Genomic DNA, 19,387 nt, shown 5'->3' with positions numbered 1-19,387 from the left:
CTGTCAAGAATGCATTTTGCATTCATAGGCTTGGTCGTCGAGCGACACGAAACCTTACACGCTGCTATTCGACGAGCCCGGTGACGTATCAGCCATCAGTTGCTGGCTCAGCACCGTGAGTGAGTCGGCGTGCCAGTCGGGCTCGAAGAGTTGTGTGTCGATCACTTTTCCGGGGCGAGCGATGAACCCGGTCCTATATCCCGCGCTGGCGGCGCCGATAAGGTCCCAGCCATGAGCCGCGATCATGGCCAACTCACGCGGTGATACTTGCCAGTGATCGGCAACATATTGGTACGCGTTTGGGCTTGGCTTGTAGGTCTCTACGGAATCGACGCTTAGCACGACGTCGAAAAGGTCTCGCAATCCGGCGTTTTCCAACTGACACTGCACGGCGTCGAGGGTGCCGTTGGTCAGAGCGGTCAATTGATAGCCTGCAGCGCGAAGCTTGGTGAGAGCAGGCGCCGCATCGGGATGTGGCGGCAAGGTGATCAGCATATCAGTAAGCTGACGCTGATGGTCGTCGCTAATGTCGACACCATGACGCAAACCGGTTTGTCGCAAGGCACTTTTCGCGAGCAGCCCGAAGGGAAGGTAGCGACCGGCAAGGGTGGTCGTCATCCATGCCTCTTCCAGGGTCAGGAACCACTCGCCGCGCACGGCCGCATTGCCAAATATCTTCTCGAAAAGCGGCGTCAATGCTGCGGTATCGAGCAGCGTCTCATTGATATCGAATACCAGGATCATGTGTATTTTCCGCTGTCAGGTAAAGGACCCCATCACTCAAGCATGCATGGCCGTGATTCGCAGCGATTGCGGCTTGATGATGTACGCTGCGACATGAATTGGAGACGTGGCGTAGCATTCTTTGTGCCCGAGGGGGACTACCCTAGTGGCTGACATACATCATCACGAGGATGAGCTACATGACGGACTTCACACTGCATACGGTCGACAGTGCACCCCAAGAAGCCAAGGATCGCCTGGAAAGCACGCAAAAACAGATGGGGTTTTTGCCCAACCTGTTCGCCAAGATGGCGGAGGCTCCGGCACTTCTGGAGGCCTATCAGACACTGGATGGCATCTACTCACGGACCAGTCTGACGGCGGCTCAGCAGCAGGTTGCGCTACTCGCCATCAGCTCCGTCAACGGTTGCAGTTTCTGCGTGGCCGCCCATACCGGCGGCGCAAAAGCCGCCAAGGTGCCGGAGAGCGACATCGAGAAGCTGCGCGACCTGCAAAACCCCGATGACCCGAAACTCAACGCCGTGTCGCGCTTCGCCAAGCATCTCGTCGAGGCACGGGGCTGGGCCGAGGACGCCGAGGTGAAGGCGTTTCTGGAGGCCGGATTCGAAAAACAGCAGGTACTCGAACTGGTCCTCGCCGTCAGTCTCAAGACGCTGTCCAACTACACCAATCATATCGCAGGCACACCGCTTAACGACGAGTTGAAGTCGCTGGAATGGCAGGATCCGCGTACCTGAGGGATGTGAACGTGAACGCACGATGTTAGCGGTTGTGTAAGAAAAAGCGGGCGATATACCGGAACCGGTATATCGCCTTTTTCATGGCGATCATGGCAACCACGTGTAAGGATCAGGGGGCGGGCACGACTCAATCCCTGAACGCGTCGCCACGCTGGGCCACTGCATGGAGCTGGCGAGCCGGCGCGCGGGTATCGTGTCACCGGTAACGTCGATACCTGCCGATCACCGTAGAAACAAGGGGGATGGATTGAAACATTATCGCGTGGTAATTCTGGGCGTAGTCCTGGTGGCAATCATTGCCTTCTTCGCGGGGGGCTTCGACGATTACCTGACGCTCGAGTCCATCAAGTCGCTACAAGGTCGGTTCGATCAATGGTTCGCCGAGTCTCCCTGGCTGGTCGCCGGTGGCTTCTTTCTCGTCTACGTGCTGATCGCCGCGCTCTCGCTGCCCGGTGCTACGCTGCTGACGCTGCTGGGTGGGGCATTGTTCGGCCTGGGCTGGGGGTTCTTGATCATCTCCTTCGCCAGCACGATCGGCGCCACTCTGGCGTTTCTAGTCTCCCGTACGCTGTTCAGGGAAACCGTGGAGCGTCGCTTTTCTCGATATCTGGACACGATCAATAAAGGTATCGAGCGTGATGGCGCGCTGTATCTATTCAGCCTGCGACTGGTGCCGGTTTTCCCGTTTTTCGTCATCAATCTGGTGATGGGTCTGACCCGACTGCGTACCTCGGTGTTCTATGTCGCCAGCCAGATCGGCATGATTCCGGGCACGCTGGTCTACGTGAACGCCGGCCAGCAACTCGGCGAGCTGCAATCGCTGGGTGGCGTCGTGTCGCCGTCGCTGCTGTTCTCCTTCGCCCTGCTGGGCGTCTTCCCGCTGATCGCACGTTGGGTCGTCGACGGGCTGCAACGCCGCAAGCGCTATCGGGGGTATACCAAGCCGCGGCACTTCGATGTCGACATCCTGGTGATCGGCGGCGGCTCGGCGGGACTCGTGACCAGCTACATCGCCAGTGCGGTGCGGGCCAAGGTCGCGCTCGTCGAACGCGACGCCATGGGGGGCGACTGTCTCAATACCGGCTGCGTGCCCTCCAAGGCGCTGATTCGCGCCGCGCGGGCCGCCCAGAACGTGCGTGACGCCGAGCAGCTGGGTGTGCACGCAGGGGCGCCGCGTATCGACTTCGGCGAGGTCATGGGCCATGTGCGGCGTGTCATCGAGGAAGTGGCACCCCATGACAGCGAGGAACGCTATACCGGACTGGGCGTCGAGGTGAAACGCGGCACGGCGCGACTGCTGTCACCGTGGACGGTGGATGTCGACGGCCAGCCGCTGACGGCTCGGCATATCGTCATCGCCACCGGGGCCACGCCCAAGGTGCCGCCGATTCCGGGCATCGAGCAGGTTGACGTACTGACTTCCGAGAACCTGTGGACGCTGACCGAGCAGCCGCGCCGCCTGGTGGTGCTGGGCGGTGGCGCAATCGGCTGCGAGCTCGGCCAGAGCTTCGCCCGCCTGGGTAGCCAGGTCACGCTGGTCGAGGGCGCCGAGCAGCTGCTGGGGCGCGAGGATGACGACGTCGGCGAACTCGTCGCCGGCCTGCTCGCCGAGGAAGGCCTCGAGGTCATGACCGGCACCCGGGCGCTGTCGGTGACGGTCGAGAATGGCGAGAGCCAGCTCCTCGTCGAGGCGGCCGACGGTCGTCAGACGCGCATCCCCTTCGACCGCCTGCTGGTCAGCGTCGGTCGTCAGGCCAACGTCGAAGGGCTCGGACTGGAAGCGCTGGGAATCGCCACCCGCGACAACGGGACCCTGGAGGTCAACGAGCAGCTACAGACCAAACTGCCCAATATCTGGGCCTGCGGCGACGTCGCCGGCCCTTACCAGTTGACCCACGCCGCCGCACACCAAGCCTGGCACGTCGCCGTCAACGCCTTGTTCGGCGAGTTCAAGCACTTCAAGGTCGACTACCGCATCATGCCTGCGGTGACGTATCTGCAACCCGAAGTGGCCCGCGTGGGGCTCAACGAGCGCGAGGCCAGGGGCCAGGGCATCGCCTACGAGGTCACCCGCTACGAGATGGCCGAGAGCGACCGGGCCATCGCCGAGCGCGCCACCACCGGCTTCGTCAAGATCCTCACCGTGCCCGGCAAGGACCGCATCCTCGGTGCCACCCTGGTCGGCGAAAACGCCGGTGAGTGGCTGGCGGAATTGACGCAGGCCATGAAGCACAACATCGGGCTCAACAAGTTGCTCGGCACGATTCATCCCTATCCGACCCTGTCGGAAGCCGTCAAGGGCACCGCCGGCGTGTGGAAGAACGCCCACAAGCCCGAGCGGGTGCTTGGTTGGCTAGCATGTTATTTCCGGTGGCGACGTGGAGGGCGTGATTGACGTTGTCATCGCACTCATTCATTGAGGCCGCCATGTGATTCCTTGGATACTGGTGGACATCACTCGATGTTTTGGATCTGCTCGCGCATCTGCTCGATCAGCACCTTCAGCTCCACCGCACAGCGGGTGCTCTCGGCGACCACGGCCTTGGAGGAGAGGGTGTTGGCCTCGCGGTTGAGTTCCTGCATCAGGAAATCCAGGCGCCGGCCGATCGGGCCCTTCTGGCCGAGCTGGCGCTCGACCTCGGTGACGTGGGTCTCGAGGCGGTCGAGTTCCTCGTCGACGTCGGCCTTCTGGGCGAGCAGGGCGACCTCGGCCTCGAGCCGCTGGGGGTCGAGCTCGGCCTCGAGGGCGTCCAGGCGTTCGGTGAGCTGGGTGCGCTGGCGCTCGAGGATCGAGGGCATCAGGCGGCGCACCTCGGCGACCTGCACGCGCACGGCGTCGAGCCGCTGCTGGATGAGCTCGGCCAGCCGGGCGCCTTCGCGGGCGCGGCCGTCGATCAGGTCGTCGAGGGCAGTGTCGAACAGCGCCCGGGCGGCCTGCTTGACGGTGTCCAGGTCGATGCCGCGGGCATCGACCACGCCGGGGTGGTCGAGCAGGGCGAGGGCATCGGGCAGCGGGGCGTCGGGCAGTTCGGCGCGTACCTCGTGCAGGGCGCGGGCGAGCTCGGCCAGGCGCTCGCGATTGACGCTCAGCGTCTCGCCGCCGGTGGCCGGGTCGAAGCGCAGGCTGCACTCCACCTTGCCGCGGGCCAGTCGCCGGCGCAGCGCCTCGCGGAAGGCGGGCTCCAGGTCGCGCAGGGTGTCCGGCAGGCGGAAGTGCGGCTCCAGGTAGCGCTGGTTCACCGAACGCAGTTCCAGTTGCAGGCTGCCCCAGTCGGCGTCCCGGGTCTGCCGGGAAAAGGCGGTCATGCTGTACGCCATGCAAGCTCCTTGGCTGTTCGTCGCGAGAAAGGCCTGCGGCCAGTGTAACGAATCCGCGCCGGGGTGACGCGAACGTGTAGAATGTCGCCCCATCCGGGGCCACCCGGCAAGACTTCGATTCCAGCGATCCTGACGAGAGGTGATATGCACTCAGGTCCTATCCGTCCCAGTGGGCGCCAGCCCGAACAGACCCGCGAGATTCAGCTGATCCGTGACTATACCCGGCATGCCGAAGGGTCGGTGCTGGTGGCCTTCGGCGACACCCAGGTGCTGTGCAACGCCAGCGTCGAGGCCGGTGTGCCGCGCTGGCTGCGTGGCAAGGGCCAGGGCTGGGTGACGGCCGAATACGGCATGCTGCCGCGGGCCACCCATACGCGTGGCGCGCGCGAGGCGGCGCGCGGCAAGCAGGGCGGGCGCACCCTGGAGATCCAGCGGCTGATCGGCCGAGCGCTGCGTGCCTCGGTCAATCTCAAGAAACTCGGCGAGTTCACCATCACCGTCGACTGCGACGTCATCCAGGCCGATGGCGGCACCCGCACCGCCTCGATCACCGGCGGCTGCGTGGCGCTGGTGGATGCCATCCGCCACCTGCAGCGCGAGAAGCTGATCAAGGGCGACCCGTTCAAGCAACTGGTCAGCTCGGTGTCGGTAGGGGTCTACAAGGGCACGCCGGTGGTCGATCTCGACTATCCGGAAGACAGCGCCGCGGACACCGACATGAACGTGGTGATGACCGAAGGCGGCGGGCTGATCGAGGTGCAGGGCACCGCCGAGGCGGCGGCGTTCTCGCGGGCCGAGCTCGATACCATGCTCGACCTGGCCGAGGGCGCCGGTGCCGAGCTGTTCGCCCGTCAGCGCGAGGCGCTGGGCATCCGTGCCTGAGGCCGGAGCCTGAAGCAGCGACGCCGGCCCGAGGGCCGGCGTCAGTCAGGCGCGACGAAGGGCAAGGGCTTACAGCTTGAGGTCGTACTCCACGATCAGCGGGGCGTACTCCGAGAAGGTGGCGTCGCGGTCGATCCAGGCGTCGACCACGTGGCGGCGAAACTCGGGGCCGACCACCTGATAGTCGATGCGCCAGCCTTCCTGGCGGGTGCGCGGCACGTCCTGGTCGAGCCTGGGCCACCAGGTGTACTCGCCGGCGTTGCGGTTGACCTCGCGGAAGGTGTCGATGAAGCCGGTGGGCCCGAACACCTGGTCCATCCAGGCGCGCTCTTCCGGCTTGAAGCCGGGCGTGGTCTGGTTGTCCGCCCAGTTGGCGAGGTCGACGGTCTTGTGGGCGATGTGCCAGGTGCCGCAGATGATGTACTCGCGGCGCTTGCGGGCCATCTTGGCCAGATATTCCTGGTACTGGGCCATGAACGACTGCTTGGCGGCGTAGTCGCTGCCGTCGGGCATCAGGAAGCTGGCGATGCTGAAGCGGTCGTAGTCGGCCTGCAGGAAGCGCGCCTCGTTGTCGCACTCCGGGAAGCCCAGGCCGTACATGATCGCCTTGGGGATCTTGCGGCAGTACAGCCCGACGCCCGAGAAGCCGTCCTGCTCGGCATCGAGGAAGTACCCTTCATACCCTTCCGGGTAGAGGATGCGGTCGTCGAGTTCGAAGCTCTTGGTCTTCAGGTTCTGCACGCAGACGACGTCGGCATCCTGGTTCTCCAGCCAGTCGAGGAAGCCTCGCTCGACGGCGGCCTGAATTCCGTTGACGTTGATGCTGGCGATTTTCATACATGGTCCCTTTTTCGTCGCGCGTGTATGATACCTGAGCTTTCGACGTTTGGGTAAATGACTCGAGCCAATCATTCGGATAAGGGGAGCATCACGCCGTGGCCGCCCAGTTGCAGGATTATCAGCGCGACTTCATCGCCTTCGCCATCGAGCAGGGCGTGCTCAAGTTCGGTGAGTTCACCCTCAAGTCCGGCCGTGTCAGCCCCTACTTCTTCAATGCCGGCCTGTTCAGAAGCGGGGCCGCGCTGGCGCGCCTGGGACGCTGCTACGCCCAGGCCATCGCCGACAGCGGCATCACCGCCGATGTGCTCTTCGGCCCCGCCTACAAGGGCATCCCGCTGGGCGCCACCACCGCCGTGGCGCTGGCCGACCATCACGACCGTGACCTGCCCTTCGCCTTCAACCGCAAGGAGGCCAAGGACCACGGCGAGGGTGGCCTGATCGTCGGTGCCGAGCTCGTCGGGCGCATCCTGATCATCGACGACGTGATCACCGCCGGCACCGCGATCGGCGAGGTGATGCAGCTGATCGATGCCGCCGGCGCCGAGCCCGCCGGCGTGGTGATCGCGCTGGACCGCCAGGAGCGGGGGCAAGGCGAGAAGAGCGCCATCCAGGAGGTCGAGGCCCGCTACGGCATGCCGGTGGTCAGCATCGTCACCCTCGATGACGTGCTGGCCTATCTCGAGAGCCACGCCGGTGACGCGCTCAAGCCCCATGCCGAGGCGATCCGCGCCTACCGGGAACGCTACGGGGTCGTCGCGGACTGAGCCAACGGAAACGCCGTTTGATAATCGCTAATGTTATGCCATAGTGAAGGCGTTGTCAGGCCGTTACGCGAGGCTTTGCCCATGAAACCGTTGTTCGTTGCCAGCCTGGCCACCGCCGGCCTGGCGCTCAGTCAGTCGGCGCTGGCGCTCAGCATTTCCGCCAATGCCGGTCCCGACGCCGCCGGTGTCGAGGCCAGCCAGACGATCTTCCCCACCCTGCGGGCCGGCGTCGGCTATCTCAGGTCGGACGACAGCGGTGCCGATGCCGACATCTACTCCGGCTCGCTGATGTTCACGCCCTTCGTGCCGGGGATCGACGTTTCCGTGGGCGCCCGCTACCAGTACCAGAACACGGCCTTCGGCGATGGCGGCGGCCTGGGGCTGGGCGGTTCGCTGTTCGTGCCCACGCCGATCCCGTTGACCTCGGTCGGCGGCTACGGCTTCTACACGCCGGACGGCCTCACCCACGGCGACATCGACCGCAGCTACGAGTACGGGGCCCAGGCGCGGGTCGAGCTCGTCTCGCACACCTACGCCTATGGCGGGTACCGCTACTACCGCACCGATTTCGACGACGGCGGCGACCATACCCTGGACAGCGGGCCGGTGATCGGCGTCAGTGTAGGGTTCTAGCCGCCCCGTCCTTTCCGTTCGACGAATCGGCGTCTCTTTCGGGGCGCCGATTGCGTATCATGGCGCGGTCGCCGTCACCCAGGTTTCTGTTCCGCGCATGCTCGATATCGTCCTCTACGAACCCGAGATTCCGCCCAATACCGGCAACCTGATCCGGTTGTGCGCCAATACCGGCTTTCGCCTGCACCTGATCGAGCCGCTGGGCTTCACGCTCGACGACAAGCGCTTGCGTCGCGCCGGGCTCGATTACCACGAGTGGGCAAGGGTGCGGGTGCATGCCGACTGGCCGACGTTCCTGCGCGAGGTGGCGCCCGAGCGGGTGTTCGCCGTTTCCACGCGCGGTCGCACCGGCTACCATGAGCCGGCCTATCGGCCAGGCGATGCCTTGGTGTTCGGCCCGGAGACCCGCGGCCTGCCGCAGGCAATGCTCGATGATCTGCCGCCGGCGCAGCGGCTGCGCATCCCCATGTTGCCCGATAGTCGCAGCCTCAATCTGTCCAACGCCGCGGCGGTACTGGTCTACGAAGCCTGGCGCCAGTTGGGATTCGGTGGCGCCGGGCTGCCGGGGGCCGGCCTGCCGGACGCCACGGAATCCGCAACGTCCGCCGAGATTTCCCGTTCCGTCAACGAGCCCATGGCCGGCGATGCCGGCGACGAGTGATTCATGTCGATCCAACAGCGACTCGCCAAGCTCAACCCGCGTCAGCAGGACGCGGTGCGCTATATCGACGGCCCCTGCCTGGTGCTGGCCGGCGCCGGCTCGGGCAAGACCAGCGTAATCACCACCAAGATCGCCTACCTGGTCCAGGAGTGCGGCATGAGCGCGCGCAAGATCGCCGCGGTGACCTTCACCAACAAGGCCGCCCGCGAGATGAAGGAGCGCGTCGGCCAGTTGCTCCAAGGCCGCGAGGGCCACGGCCTGACGGTGTCGACCTTCCACACCCTGGGGCTCAACATCATCCGCGGCGAGCTCAAGACGCTGGGTTACAAGCCGGGTTTCTCGCTGTTCGACCCCGAGGACGCCAAGGCGCTGCTGCGCGACCTGATGCAGAAGGACGCCCAGATCGACGCCGAGCAGATCAACCGCGTGCAGCAGCAGATCTCCACCTGGAAGAACGACCTGGTGCTGCCCGGTCAGGCCATGTCCCACGCCGCCGATGACGACGAGCAGTTTGCCGCCCGGGTCTACGAGGCCTACAACCGCCACCTCAAGGCCTACAATGCGGTCGACTTCGACGACCTGATCCTGTTGCCGGTGGTGCTGCTCTCGAGCGACACCGAGGCCCTGGCCCGCTGGCGGCGCAAGATTCACTACATGCTGGTCGACGAGTACCAGGACACCAACATCAGCCAGTATCAGCTGGTGCGGCTGCTGATGGCCGAGCGTGCCACCTTCACCGTGGTCGGCGACGACGACCAGTCGATCTACGCCTGGCGCGGGGCGCGCCCCGAGAACCTGGTGACCCTGGGCGAGGACTTCCCGCGCCTGAAGGTGATCAAGCTTGAGCAGAACTACCGTTCCACCGGGATCATCCTGCGGGCCGCCAACACGCTGATCAGTAACAACCCGCACGTCTACGAGAAGGCCCTGTGGTCGGACAAGGGCATCGGCGCGCCGGTCCGCATCGTCGTCAATCGCCACGAGGAGGCCGAGGCCGAGCGGGTGGCCAGCGAGATCCTCACCCGGCGCATCAAGGAATCGGCCGCCTGGCGCGACTTCGCGGTGCTCTACCGCGGCAACTTCCAGGCCCGGCTGCTCGAGCTCAAGCTGCAGCACTACCAGGTGCCCTACAAGCTCTCCGGGGGCACGTCCTTCTTCTCGCGCAACGAGATCAAGGACGCCATGGCCTACCTGCGGCTGCTGATCAACCCGGGCGACGACAACGCCTTCCTGCGCATCGTCAACGTGCCGCGCCGCGAGATCGGCCCCGGCACGCTGGAGAAGCTCGCCAACTATGCTAACGACCAGGCCACCGGACGCGGCATCTCGCTGTTCGCCGCCTGCCACGAGCTGGGCCTCGAGCAGGTACTGCCGACCCGCGCCGTCGAGCGACTGGGGCGTTTCACCCACTTCATCGACGGCGTGCGCCGGCGCATGGACCAGGGCGACGCCATCAGCGCGCTGCGCGAGATGTTCCGCGACATGGACTACGAGGCCTGGCTGCATCAGAACGCCAGCGCGCCGACCGTCGCCGAGCGGCGCATGGCCAACGTCTGGACGCTGCTCGACCAGCTCGAGAAATCCATGGAACGCGAGGAGGGCGAGGAGACCGACGACGTCGAGTCGGCGATCTCGCGGCTGGTGCTGCGCGACATCCTCGAGCAGCAGGCCGAGGAGGACGATTCCGACCGTGTCCAGCTGCTCACCCTGCATGCCGCCAAGGGCCTCGAGTTTCCCCACGTCTACGTGATGGGCCTCGAGGAGGAGCTGCTGCCCCACCGCAACGCCATCGAGGCCGGCACCATCGAGGAGGAGCGCCGCCTGGCCTACGTCGGCATCACCCGCGCCCGCCAGACCCTGACCCTGACGCTGGCGCGCCAGCGCAAGGCCTACGGCGAACTGATGGACTGCACGCCGAGCCGCTTCCTCGACGAGCTGCCCGAGGCCGACCTCGACTGGGAGGGCCGCGCCGACAAGGAAGACCCCGAGAAGAAGCAGGCCCGCGGCAAGGATGCCATCGCCGGGCTGCGTTCGCTGCTGGGGTGAGCGTCAGGCCGGGGCGCGAGGGGGCTTGTCAGGCAGCCAGCTGCGCCTCGGCGAAGTCGACCAGATTCTGGTAATCGCGCCGGCGAATGATGGTCTCGACGATCTCGGCATCCAGGTTCAGATAGTCGTGGACCAGAGCATTGCGCAGGCCGATGACCTTGTTCCAGGGGATGCCGCTGTCGTCATGGCCCAGGCTCTTCAGCTTGGAGAAGGTCTGGCGGGCGTCGCTGGGTACCACGACGCCCAGCGACTTCAAGCGTTGCTTGGCAATGCCGATGCAGGCTTCGGTCAGCAGCTGCAGGTTGCGCTCCGCCGCCCGATAGAGCAGGGCGTTCAGGCCGTCGGGAGCCGTGGCGGCCTGATGCAGCAGCGCCAGTTCCTCGGCCAGGGTCGCCAGGTGTTCCCGCATGGCATTGATGTATTCGGTTTCCACGTGATGGGTGCTCGTTGCCTCAGGCGTAGTGCTGCTGATGATACTGGTGATCGATTTCCCACATCGAGGTGATGCGTTGTTCTTCCCGAATCAGCCTCAGCTTGTCGCTGGCGAGCAGTACCCGGCCGGTGCGGATGATCGCATGCGCCAGCGGAAGCGGTGCCAGGTTGATATCCACGATGGAGAGCTGGTCTTCCGCAAGGCCCAGTTCGTCCTGCCAGGTCTGGGCCAGCAGCTGGGGGCGGAGACGGCGTTCCAGAGCGTCCTTCTCGAAGTGGTGAAAGGCCACGGCGAGGTCGTAGTCGCTGTCGGCGCCGGCGGTCCCCTTGGCGCGTGAGCCATAGAGCCAGAGTACGGCGATGTCGTCGTCCCGGGTCGCCAGTTCGGCGAGGCGCTGCAGGATATCTGTCGGATCGGCCATCGTTGCTCCTCTGGCAGGTCGGTGCCGGTATCTGGCGATAGTCTAGCAAGTCAGCCCCCGTCTCGATTCCCTTTTCTCCGGGCCAGCGGCGCCATCGTCTGTCGCGATCTGCCCGTTGCGCGAGGACTGCCTCACTCGTAACGGGTGTCGGAAAGGTCCGCGTAGCGGCCGGTGAAGGGCTTGGGCCGCGGAAAGGCCAGGTCGCCGTGCTTGCTGGTCTGCAGCCCCAGGCCGACCAGTGCCTCGGCCAGCTTGACCGCGGCGGTGACGCCCTCGATCACCGGCAGGCCCACAGCGTCGCTGATGCGTGCGGTGAGGTCGGCCATGCCGCCACAGCCCAGCACGATGGCGCCGATGTTGTCGGCGTCGCGGGCGCGGCGGCACTCGGCGACGATCCGCTCGAAGGCGGCGTCGCCGTTGTCCTCCAGGTCGAGCACCGGGATCTCCGCGGCGCGCACTCGCCGGCAGTGCCCAGCGAAGCCGTAGCTGGCCAGCAGGTGCTCGGCGATGATGCCGGTGCGCCCCAGGGTAGTGACGATCGAGAAGCGCGTGCTGACCAGGGTCGCCATGTGAAAGGCGGCCTCGGCAATGCCGATCACCGGGGCCCGGGTCAGTTCGCGGGCGGCCAGCAGCCCCGGGTCGCCGAAGCAGGCGATGATGTAGGCATCGGCGCCTTCGGCCTCGCCGCGACGGATCTCCTCGGTGACGCCCACGGCACTGATCGCCTCGTCGAAGTGGCTTTCGATGGACACCGGGCCGCTGTCGGGATTGACCGCGGTAATGCGGGTGCCGGGCGCGGCGATGCGCTCGGCGGCCTCGCCGATGGTGGCCGTCATGCCGGCGGTGGTGTTGGGGTTGATGACACGCAGATCCATCGGCTCGCCTCGCAGTGGTGGCTGTCTTTCCGGGTCAAGATAAACAACTCGCCGGGGCACAGGAACAACATGTCTTGATTTTTTGTATACAAAAAGTGATGATCCAGTGTCATGTCGCTATTGTCGCCGTGCCGCGATGGTGCATGGCCAAGGCGGCGCCTGCGACATTCGAGGGGGTTGCGCGATCAGTGCGGACAACCTAGCTTTTAATTGTATACATTGGTGAGCCGTGTCAGGCTGGCGAAGCTGTGCTCTCCGGCCGTGCGGCCATCGCGAACAACAATCGCGAACAACAAAAGGACCCCGGGAATGATGACACCACGCGACTCCGACTACCCTCGTGACCTGATCGGCTACGGCCGCACGCCGCCGCAGGCCGACTGGCCCGGCCGGGCGCGCATCGCCGTGCAGTTCGTGCTCAATTACGAGGAGGGCGGCGAGAACTGCGTGCTGCACGGGGACGAGGGGTCCGAGCAGTTTCTCTCCGAGATCATCGGCGCCGAGTCCTACCCGGATCGCCACCTGAGCATGGAGTCGATCTACGAGTACGGTTCCCGGGCCGGTGTCTGGCGCATCCTGCGCGAGTTCGAGCGCCGCGGCCTGCCGTTGACGGTGTTCGGCGTGGCGATGGCGCTCGAACGCAACCCCGAGGTGGCGCACGCCTTCAAGGAACTGGGCCACGAGATCGCCTGCCACGGCTACCGCTGGATCCACTACCAGAACGTGCCGGAGCGCATCGAGCGCGAGCACATGAAGCGCGCCATCGAGATCTTCCAGTCGCTCTACGGCGAGAAGCCGCTGGGCTGGTATACCGGCCGCGACAGCCCCAACACCCGGCGACTGGTGCTCGACGAGGGCTCGTTCCTCTACGACAGCGACTACTACGGCGACGACCTGCCGTTCTGGACCCGTGAGGCCGACAGCCAGGGCAAGCTCCACGACCACCTGATCGTGCCCTATACCCTCGACAGCAACGACATGCGCTTCGCCGCGCCGCAGGGCTTCAACACCGCGGAGCACTTCTTCACCTACCTGCGCGACGCCTTCGACGTGCTATATGCCGAGGGCGAGGACACGCCGAAGATGCTCTCGGTGGGCATGCACTGCCGGCTGCTGGGGCGCCCCGGCCGCTTCCGTGCCCTGCAGCGCTTCCTCGACCACATCGAGGCCCATGATCGGGTCTGGGTGACCCGCCGCGTGGATATCGCCCGCCACTGGGCCGAGCATCATCCGGCTCCGGCGCGCTAAGCCCGGGCTTATTGCAGGATGCCGTATCTAGCGAGGCTGATCCGTCGACAGCCTGTCTCCGGCGCCTCTCGCTTGAGAGGATCCCAACACTTTCAGGACACACCATGCACCAACGTTCCTACTACTCGCCCAAGGGCGGGCTGCCGCCCCAGACCCAGCTGCTCTCGGACCGCGCGGTATTCACCGAAGCCTATGCGGTGATCCCCAAGGGCGTGCTGCGCGACATCGTTGCCAGCTACCTGCCGTTCTGGGACAACACCCGGCTTTGGGTGCTGTCGCGCCCGCTGTCCGGCTTCGCCGAGACCTTCTCCCAGTACATCATGGAGGTCGGCCCTGGCGGCGGCAGCGATCGGCCGGAGCTCGACCCGGGCGCCGAGGGCGTGCTGTTCGTGGTCGAGGGCGAGCTGACCCTTACCCTGGCCGGCGAACGCCACATCCTGACGCCGGGCGGCTACGCCTTCATCCCGCCGGGCTGCGACTGGCAGGTGCGCAATGCGGCCGACAGCGAGGTGCGCTTCCACTGGATCCGCAAGGCCTACGAGTTCGTCGAGGGGCTTGGCGTGCCGGAGCCCTTCGTGGTCAACGAGGTCGACGTCGAGCCGACGCCGATGCCTGACACCGACGGCAAGTGGACGACCACGCGCTTCGTCGACCCGGCCGACCTGCGCCACGACATGCACGTCAACATCGTCAACTTCCAGCCCGGCGGGGTGATCCCCTTCGACGAGACCCACGTCATGGAACACGGCCTGTACGTGCTCGAGGGCAAGGCCGTCTACCACCTCAACCAGGACTGGGTCGAGGTCGAGGCCGGCGACTACATGTGGCTGCGCGCCTTCTGCCCGCAGTCCTGCTACGCCGGCGGCCCGGGGCCGTTCCGATATCTGTTGTACAAGGACGTCAATCGCCACCCGAAGCTGCGTCTGGACAGCCGCTGATAGAGCGCCAGCCTGAGGGGCGCCGGGGGCAGGCGGGGAAGGAGGTCCGATGCCACGGATGGCATCGGTAGCGCCCAAGGAAGGGTTCACAGCGCCTCCTTGATGGTCCGACACTTCGGAGCCTGCTGCCGGGTCAGCCCCGGTGTGCAGGCCGGCTGGAGAATGAATCCGAGGAAGCCAATATGCTGGAACTCAAGGCCGAGCTGCTGACGCCGGAGGCGTTCGCCCCGTTCGGCGACGTCATCGACACCCGCGTCAGCGACTCCTTTCCGATCAACGCCGGGCGTACCCGGCGCTACCATGACCTGGCCCGGGTCGAGACTCTCGGCGAGGCGCCGCGGACGCTGATCAGCATCTTCGTCAGCCAGCCGGTCGAGGTGCCACTGTCGATCGACTTCCTGGAGCGCCACCCGCTGGGCAGCCAGGCCTTCATGCCGCTGCACGAGGAACGCTTCCTGGTCGTCGTGGCGCCGCCGGGCGAGATGATCGACCCCGGCGAGGTGCGCGCCTTCGTCACCGACGGCCGCCAGGGCGTCAACTACCGGGCCGGGACCTGGCACGCCATCCAGGCGGTGCTCGACCGCGAGGGCGAGTTCCTGGTCGTCGATCGCGGCGGTCAGGGCCACAACTGCGACGAGCACCCGCTGGCGGCCCGTATTCGGCTCGCCTGAAAAATATCGGAAATTAATTCCGTAAAACTATCGGCGGCCCGGGTCGTCGATCCCCCACTTCCTGCCACACCTTTCCTGCACGCCGGCCAATGCCGGCGTTTTTTTGCTGCAGTGCAACCGTGAGTCCTGGGTCGGGCACCGTGCCGGTGGTGCCGCGGGCGAGGTTTTCGTTGCCAGAATTTTTTAATGGAAAATATTTCCAAAAATATTGACAGCTCGGGCGGGCCAGCCTAACTTGGCAGCAACAACAACGATTCGAACCGCTCAGGAGGATCCGCCCGTGACCAGGATGACCGCAGCAGAAGCCGCCGTTCACGTGCTCAGGAAGGAAGGCGTCGACGTCGCCTTCGGCCTGCCCGGCGCCGCCATCAACCCCTTCTACGCCGCCCTGCGCAAGGTCGGCGGCGTGGACCACGTGCTCGCCCGCCACGTCGAGGGCGCCTCGCACATGGCCGAGGGCTACACCCGCGCCCGGGCCGGCAACATCGGCGTGTGCATCGGCACCTCCGGTCCGGCGGGAACCGACATGATCACCGGGCTGTACTCGGCCAGTGCCGATTCCATCCCCATCCTGTGCATCACCGGGCAGGCGCCCAGCGACAAGCTGCACAAGGAAGACTTCCAGGCGGTGGACATCAAGGCCATCGCCGGGCCGGTCACCAAGTGGGCGATCACCGTGCTCGAGCCGGCCCAGGTGCCGCGCGCCTTCCAGCAGGCCTTCCAGCTGATGCGCAGTTCACGGCCCGGCCCGGTGCTGATCGATCTGCCGATCAACGTGCAGATGGCCGAGATCGAGTTCGACCCCGACACCTACGAGCCGCTGCCGGCCTACAAGCCGACCGCCAGCCGCGCCCAGATCGAGAAGGCGCTGGCCATGCTCAACGCTGCCGAGCGCCCGCTGCTGGTGGCCGGGGGCGGCATCATCAACGCCGACGCCGCCGACAAGCTGGTCGAGTTCGCCGAGCTCACCGGGGTGCCGGTCATCCCCACCCTGATGGGCTGGGGCACGATTCCCGACGATCACCCGCTGATGGCCGGCATGGCCGGGCTGCAGACCTCGCACCGCTACGGCAACGCGACGCTGCTGGCCTCGGACTTCGTGATGGGCATCGGCAATCGCTGGGCCAACCGCCATACCGGCGACGTGGCCAGCTACACCGAGGGGCGGACCTTCGTCCACGTCGACATCGAGCCGACCCAGATCGGCCGCATCTTCGGTCCGGACTACGGCATCGTCTCCGATGCCGGGGCCGCGCTGGAGCTGTTCATCGAGGTCGCCCGCGACCTCAAGGCGGCCGGCCATCTCAAGGACCGCAGTGCCTGGGCCGAGACCTGCCGCGAGCGCAAGCGCACGCTGCTGCGCAAGACCCACTTCGACGAGGTGCCGGTCAAGCCGCAGCGCGTCTACGAGGAGATGAACCGCGCCTTCGGCAGGAACACCCGTTACGTCAGCACCATCGGCCTGTCGCAGATCGCCGGGGCGCAGTTTCTGCATGTGTACAAGCCGCGTCACTGGATCAACTGCGGCCAGGCCGGCCCGCTGGGCTGGACGATCCCCGCCGCGCTGGGGGTGTGTCGCGCCGATCCGGACGCCGAGGTCGTGGCGCTGTCGGGGGACTATGATTTCCAGTTCATGGTCGAGGAACTGGCGGTGGGCGCGCAGTTCAACCTGCCCTACATCCACGTGCTGGTGAACAATTCCTACCTGGGGCTGATCCGCCAGGCGCAGCGCAACTTCGACATGGACTACTGCGTGCAGCTGGCGTTCGAGAACATCAACTGCCCCGAGATCAACGGCTACGGCGTCGACCATGTCTCGGTGGTCGAGGGGCTGGGCTGCAAGGCGATCCGCGTCACCGAGCCCGGACGCATCGGCGCGGCCTTCGCCGAGGCCCGCGAGCTGATGCAACGGCACCGGGTGCCGGTGGTGGTCGAGGTGATCCTCGAGCGGGTCACCAACATCGCCATGAGCGGCAAGGGGCTGGCCGACGTCAACGAGTTCGAGGCGCTGGCCGAGACCGCCGAGGAGGCGCCGACGTCGATTGCGTCGCTGATGTGATAGAGCCCTGACTCGAGGAGGGGCGCCGGGGACAGGCCTGAAGAGGGTCCGATTCCAGGGAGGGAATCGGTAGCGCCCAGGGAGGGGTTCACAGCGCCCTCGTCCAGGCCTCTCACCGGATCAGCCCCGAGACACAATGTACGATCCAAAGGAATCCGATATGCCCAGATTCGCCGCCAACCTCAGCATGCTGTTCACCGAGGAGGACTTCCTCGACCGCTTCAAGGCCGCCGCGGACGCCGGCTTCAAGGGCGTCGAGTACCTCTTCCCCTACGACTACCCGGCCGCCGACATCAGGCAGCGGCTCGACGACTTTGGGCTGACCCAGGTGCTGTTCAACCTGCCGGCCGGCGACTGGGCCGCCGGCGAGCGCGGCATCGCCTGCCACCCGGATCGGGTCGAGGAGTTCCGCGCCGGTGTCGACCGGGCGATCGACTACGCTAAGGTGCTGGGCAACACTCAGGTCAACTGCCTGGCGGGTATCCAGCCCGAGGGCGTCAGCGATGCCGAGGCCCGCCGCACCCTGGTGGAGAACCTGCGCTTCGCCGCCGACAGGCTCGCCGACGCCGGTATCCTGCTGATCGCCGAACCGATCAACACCCGCGACATCCCGGGCTTCTTCCTCAACCGCACCGAGCAGGCCCTGGCGCTGTTCGACGAGGTGGGAAGCGACAACCTCAAGCTGCAGTACGACATCTATCATATGCAGATCATGGAGGGGGACCTGGCGCCGACCATCGAGAAGCACCTCGATCGCATCGCCCACGTGCAGCTGGCCGACAACCCGGGCCGCCACGAGCCGGGCACCGGCGAGATCAACTACCCGTTCCTGTTCGCCCACCTCGACCGGTTGGGCTACGACGGCTGGATCGGTTGCGAGTACAAGCCCAAGGCAGGTACTCAGGAGGGACTAGGCTGGCTCGATACGGTGCGAGGCTAAGAAGTTTATGGCTGTCGGATGAGCTGTTCCGGCGTCAAGACGACGCGAGGGCGCTATGAACCCCTCCCTGGGCGCTACCTGCGCCATCCATGGCGCAGGACCCTCGCTCTGTCTTGCCCCCGGCGCTCATCCTTTGTGGGTCCTGAGCGACGTGCCCTGTAAGTGACAAACACTCATATCTCAACGTCAGCAAATCACAAGACAGGAGAACAATCATGAGCAAGATTGGTTTTATCGGCCTGGGCATCATGGGCCGTCCCATGGCGGGCCATCTGATCGACGCCGGCCACCAGCTGGTCACCGTCAAGCGCAACAAGCCGCTGGCCGGCGAACTGGCCGACAAGGGTATGCAGGAGCTGGCCGACCCCAAGGCGGTCGCCGAGGCCTCCGAGGTGATCATCACCATGGTGCCGGACACCCCCGACGTCGAGCAGGTGCTGTTCGGCGAGGGCGGGGTGATCGAGGGGCTCAAGCCCGGCACCCTGGTCATCGACATGAGCTCGATCGCCCCGCTGGCGACCCAGGACTTCGCCCGGCGTATACATGAGGCCGGCGGCGAGTACGTCGACGCCCCGGTCTCCGGCGGCGAGGGCGGCGCGATCAACGCTGCGCTGACGATCATGGTCGGCGCCACCCAGGAGGGCTTCGCCCGCGCCGAGCCGCTGCTCGAGATCATGGGCAAGACCATCACCCACATCGGCGGCCACGGCGCCGGGCAGACCTGCAAGGTGGCCAACCAGATCGTCGTCGCCCTGACCATCGAGGCGGTCTCCGAGGGCCTGCTGTTCGCCTCGAAGGCCGGTGCCGACGTCGCCAAGGTGCGCGAGTCGCTGCTCGGCGGCCTGGCCCAGTCGAAGATCCTCGACGTCCACGGCGAGCGCATGATCCAGCGCACCTTCGACCCGGGCTTCAAGATCAAGCTGCACCAGAAGGATCTCAACCTGGCACTGGAAGGCGCACGCAGCCTCAACCTGGCGCTGCCCGGCACCGCCAACGCCCAGCAGCTGTTCCAGGCCTGCGTCGCCCACGACGGCGCCGACTGGGATCACGCCGGCATGGTCCGGGCCCTCGAGGCGCTGGCCAACCACGCGATCGAGTGATCCGCGCGGGCTCATTGCTCGCGCTCCCTTCCCTGGCGTCCCCGCCGCCGGCCTCTCGACACGCCGGCAGGGCG

19 protein-coding genes are annotated in these 19,387 nt (G+C 65.9%); 13 read left to right on the top strand and 6 right to left on the bottom strand.

Annotated elements, in window-relative coordinates; translation table 11 throughout:
* Nucleotides 1–54: 54 nt before the first annotated feature.
* Entirely contained in the window at nucleotides 55–744 is a 690-nt protein-coding gene (locus G7A98_RS02695) for a haloacid dehalogenase type II (RefSeq protein WP_163647950.1), read from the bottom strand.
* Nucleotides 745–923: 179 nt separating this feature from the next.
* On the opposite strand from G7A98_RS02695, the gene G7A98_RS02690 reads away from it, so the two are divergent.
* The gene (locus G7A98_RS02690) at nucleotides 924–1,481 is read left to right on the top strand and encodes a carboxymuconolactone decarboxylase family protein (RefSeq protein WP_163647949.1); all 558 of its coding nucleotides are present in this window, start codon (nucleotides 924–926) and stop codon (nucleotides 1,479–1,481) included.
* A 250-nt stretch (nucleotides 1,482–1,731) separates the two neighbouring features.
* Nucleotides 1,732–3,879, top strand: coding sequence for an FAD-dependent oxidoreductase (locus G7A98_RS02685; protein ID WP_163647948.1), 2,148 nt, complete (start codon nucleotides 1,732–1,734; stop codon nucleotides 3,877–3,879).
* Between the two features lie 59 nt (nucleotides 3,880–3,938).
* On the opposite strand, the gene G7A98_RS02680 is transcribed toward G7A98_RS02685, so the two are convergent.
* Nucleotides 3,939–4,802, bottom strand: coding sequence for a YicC/YloC family endoribonuclease (locus G7A98_RS02680; RefSeq protein ID WP_163647947.1), 864 nt, complete (start codon nucleotides 4,800–4,802; stop codon nucleotides 3,939–3,941).
* A gap of 144 nt (nucleotides 4,803–4,946) precedes the next feature.
* On the opposite strand from G7A98_RS02680, the gene rph reads away from it, so the two are divergent.
* Entirely contained in the window at nucleotides 4,947–5,684 is a 738-nt protein-coding gene (gene rph, locus G7A98_RS02675) for a ribonuclease PH (RefSeq protein WP_163647946.1), read from the top strand.
* A gap of 69 nt (nucleotides 5,685–5,753) precedes the next feature.
* Here the strand turns inward: rph and G7A98_RS02670 are convergent, their stop codons facing one another.
* Nucleotides 5,754–6,521, bottom strand: coding sequence for an exodeoxyribonuclease III (locus G7A98_RS02670; RefSeq protein WP_163647945.1), 768 nt, complete (start codon nucleotides 6,519–6,521; stop codon nucleotides 5,754–5,756).
* 98 nt (nucleotides 6,522–6,619) lie between these two features.
* On the opposite strand from G7A98_RS02670, the gene pyrE reads away from it, so the two are divergent.
* From pyrE to rep, 4 genes are all read left to right on the top strand, one after another.
* Nucleotides 6,620–7,288, top strand: coding sequence for an orotate phosphoribosyltransferase (gene pyrE / locus G7A98_RS02665; protein ID WP_163647944.1), 669 nt, complete (start codon nucleotides 6,620–6,622; stop codon nucleotides 7,286–7,288).
* Nucleotides 7,289–7,369: 81 nt separating this feature from the next.
* The gene (locus G7A98_RS02660) at nucleotides 7,370–7,921 is read left to right on the top strand and encodes a YfaZ family outer membrane protein (protein WP_163647943.1); all 552 of its coding nucleotides are present in this window, start codon (nucleotides 7,370–7,372) and stop codon (nucleotides 7,919–7,921) included.
* 97 nt (nucleotides 7,922–8,018) lie between these two features.
* Complete coding sequence (trmL, locus tag G7A98_RS02655) at nucleotides 8,019–8,582, top strand: tRNA (uridine(34)/cytosine(34)/5-carboxymethylaminomethyluridine(34)-2'-O)-methyltransferase TrmL (RefSeq protein ID WP_163647942.1); 564 nt, start codon at nucleotides 8,019–8,021, stop codon at nucleotides 8,580–8,582.
* A 3-nt stretch (nucleotides 8,583–8,585) separates the two neighbouring features.
* Nucleotides 8,586–10,628 carry a DNA helicase Rep gene (rep, locus tag G7A98_RS02650; protein WP_163647941.1) on the top strand — a complete coding sequence of 681 codons (2,043 nt, stop codon included), beginning with the start codon at nucleotides 8,586–8,588 and terminating at the stop codon, nucleotides 10,626–10,628.
* 28 nt (nucleotides 10,629–10,656) lie between these two features.
* On the opposite strand, the gene G7A98_RS02645 is transcribed toward rep, so the two are convergent.
* The 3 genes from G7A98_RS02645 to G7A98_RS02635 form a co-directional block, all read right to left on the bottom strand.
* Nucleotides 10,657–11,061 carry a DUF86 domain-containing protein gene (locus G7A98_RS02645; RefSeq protein WP_205596201.1) on the bottom strand — a complete coding sequence of 135 codons (405 nt, stop codon included), beginning with the start codon at nucleotides 11,059–11,061 and terminating at the stop codon, nucleotides 10,657–10,659.
* Between the two features lie 19 nt (nucleotides 11,062–11,080).
* Nucleotides 11,081–11,482 carry a nucleotidyltransferase domain-containing protein gene (locus G7A98_RS02640; protein ID WP_163647940.1) on the bottom strand — a complete coding sequence of 134 codons (402 nt, stop codon included), beginning with the start codon at nucleotides 11,480–11,482 and terminating at the stop codon, nucleotides 11,081–11,083.
* Nucleotides 11,483–11,613: 131 nt separating this feature from the next.
* The gene (locus G7A98_RS02635) at nucleotides 11,614–12,357 is read right to left on the bottom strand and encodes an aspartate/glutamate racemase family protein (protein WP_163647939.1); all 744 of its coding nucleotides are present in this window, start codon (nucleotides 12,355–12,357) and stop codon (nucleotides 11,614–11,616) included.
* A gap of 309 nt (nucleotides 12,358–12,666) precedes the next feature.
* Between G7A98_RS02635 and puuE the strand changes: the two genes are divergently transcribed.
* The 6 genes from puuE (at nucleotide 12,667) to G7A98_RS02605 (ending at nucleotide 19,313) form a co-directional block, all read left to right on the top strand.
* A complete protein-coding gene (gene puuE, locus G7A98_RS02630; RefSeq protein WP_163647938.1) occupies nucleotides 12,667–13,605 on the top strand; it encodes an allantoinase PuuE in 939 nt (312 codons plus the stop codon).
* A 104-nt stretch (nucleotides 13,606–13,709) separates the two neighbouring features.
* Nucleotides 13,710–14,543, top strand: coding sequence for a bifunctional allantoicase/(S)-ureidoglycine aminohydrolase (locus G7A98_RS02625; protein ID WP_163647937.1), 834 nt, complete (start codon nucleotides 13,710–13,712; stop codon nucleotides 14,541–14,543).
* A gap of 182 nt (nucleotides 14,544–14,725) precedes the next feature.
* On the top strand, nucleotides 14,726–15,214 hold the full coding sequence (locus G7A98_RS02620; protein WP_163647936.1) for an ureidoglycolate lyase: 489 nt from the start codon (nucleotides 14,726–14,728) through the stop codon (nucleotides 15,212–15,214).
* 280 nt (nucleotides 15,215–15,494) lie between these two features.
* The gene (gene gcl, locus G7A98_RS02615) at nucleotides 15,495–17,273 is read left to right on the top strand and encodes a glyoxylate carboligase (protein ID WP_163647935.1); all 1,779 of its coding nucleotides are present in this window, start codon (nucleotides 15,495–15,497) and stop codon (nucleotides 17,271–17,273) included.
* 160 nt (nucleotides 17,274–17,433) lie between these two features.
* Entirely contained in the window at nucleotides 17,434–18,213 is a 780-nt protein-coding gene (hyi, locus tag G7A98_RS02610) for a hydroxypyruvate isomerase (protein ID WP_163647934.1), read from the top strand.
* A 215-nt stretch (nucleotides 18,214–18,428) separates the two neighbouring features.
* Nucleotides 18,429–19,313: a 2-hydroxy-3-oxopropionate reductase gene (locus tag G7A98_RS02605; RefSeq protein ID WP_163647933.1), complete on the top strand. Its 885-nt coding sequence runs from the start codon at nucleotides 18,429–18,431 to the stop codon at nucleotides 19,311–19,313.
* The last annotated feature ends 74 nt before the right edge of the window (nucleotides 19,314–19,387 follow it).

It is taken from the genome of Modicisalibacter sp. 'Wilcox' (assembly GCF_010993675.1).
GTDB lineage: Bacteria > Pseudomonadota > Gammaproteobacteria > Pseudomonadales > Halomonadaceae > Modicisalibacter > Modicisalibacter tunisiensis.
Note: the sequence above shows the minus strand (reverse complement) of the source record. Positions and strands in the feature narration are given on the sequence as shown.

Coding starts and splice junctions, on each gene's coding strand:
- G7A98_RS02695 (WP_163647950.1), bottom strand. CDS start 744: ATGATCCTGGTATTCGATATCAATGAGACGCTGCTCGATACCGCAGCA.
- G7A98_RS02690 (WP_163647949.1), top strand. CDS start 924: ATGACGGACTTCACACTGCATACGGTCGACAGTGCACCCCAAGAAGCC.
- G7A98_RS02680 (WP_163647947.1), bottom strand. CDS start 4,802: ATGGCGTACAGCATGACCGCCTTTTCCCGGCAGACCCGGGACGCCGAC.
- rph (WP_163647946.1), top strand. CDS start 4,947: ATGCACTCAGGTCCTATCCGTCCCAGTGGGCGCCAGCCCGAACAGACC.
- G7A98_RS02670 (WP_163647945.1), bottom strand. CDS start 6,521: ATGAAAATCGCCAGCATCAACGTCAACGGAATTCAGGCCGCCGTCGAG.
- G7A98_RS02660 (WP_163647943.1), top strand. CDS start 7,370: ATGAAACCGTTGTTCGTTGCCAGCCTGGCCACCGCCGGCCTGGCGCTC.
- trmL (WP_163647942.1), top strand. CDS start 8,019: ATGCTCGATATCGTCCTCTACGAACCCGAGATTCCGCCCAATACCGGC.
- rep (WP_163647941.1), top strand. CDS start 8,586: ATGTCGATCCAACAGCGACTCGCCAAGCTCAACCCGCGTCAGCAGGAC.
- G7A98_RS02640 (WP_163647940.1), bottom strand. CDS start 11,482: ATGGCCGATCCGACAGATATCCTGCAGCGCCTCGCCGAACTGGCGACC.
- G7A98_RS02635 (WP_163647939.1), bottom strand. CDS start 12,357: ATGGATCTGCGTGTCATCAACCCCAACACCACCGCCGGCATGACGGCC.
- puuE (WP_163647938.1), top strand. CDS start 12,667: ATGATGACACCACGCGACTCCGACTACCCTCGTGACCTGATCGGCTAC.
- G7A98_RS02625 (WP_163647937.1), top strand. CDS start 13,710: ATGCACCAACGTTCCTACTACTCGCCCAAGGGCGGGCTGCCGCCCCAG.
- G7A98_RS02620 (WP_163647936.1), top strand. CDS start 14,726: ATGCTGGAACTCAAGGCCGAGCTGCTGACGCCGGAGGCGTTCGCCCCG.
- hyi (WP_163647934.1), top strand. CDS start 17,434: ATGCCCAGATTCGCCGCCAACCTCAGCATGCTGTTCACCGAGGAGGAC.
- G7A98_RS02605 (WP_163647933.1), top strand. CDS start 18,429: ATGAGCAAGATTGGTTTTATCGGCCTGGGCATCATGGGCCGTCCCATG.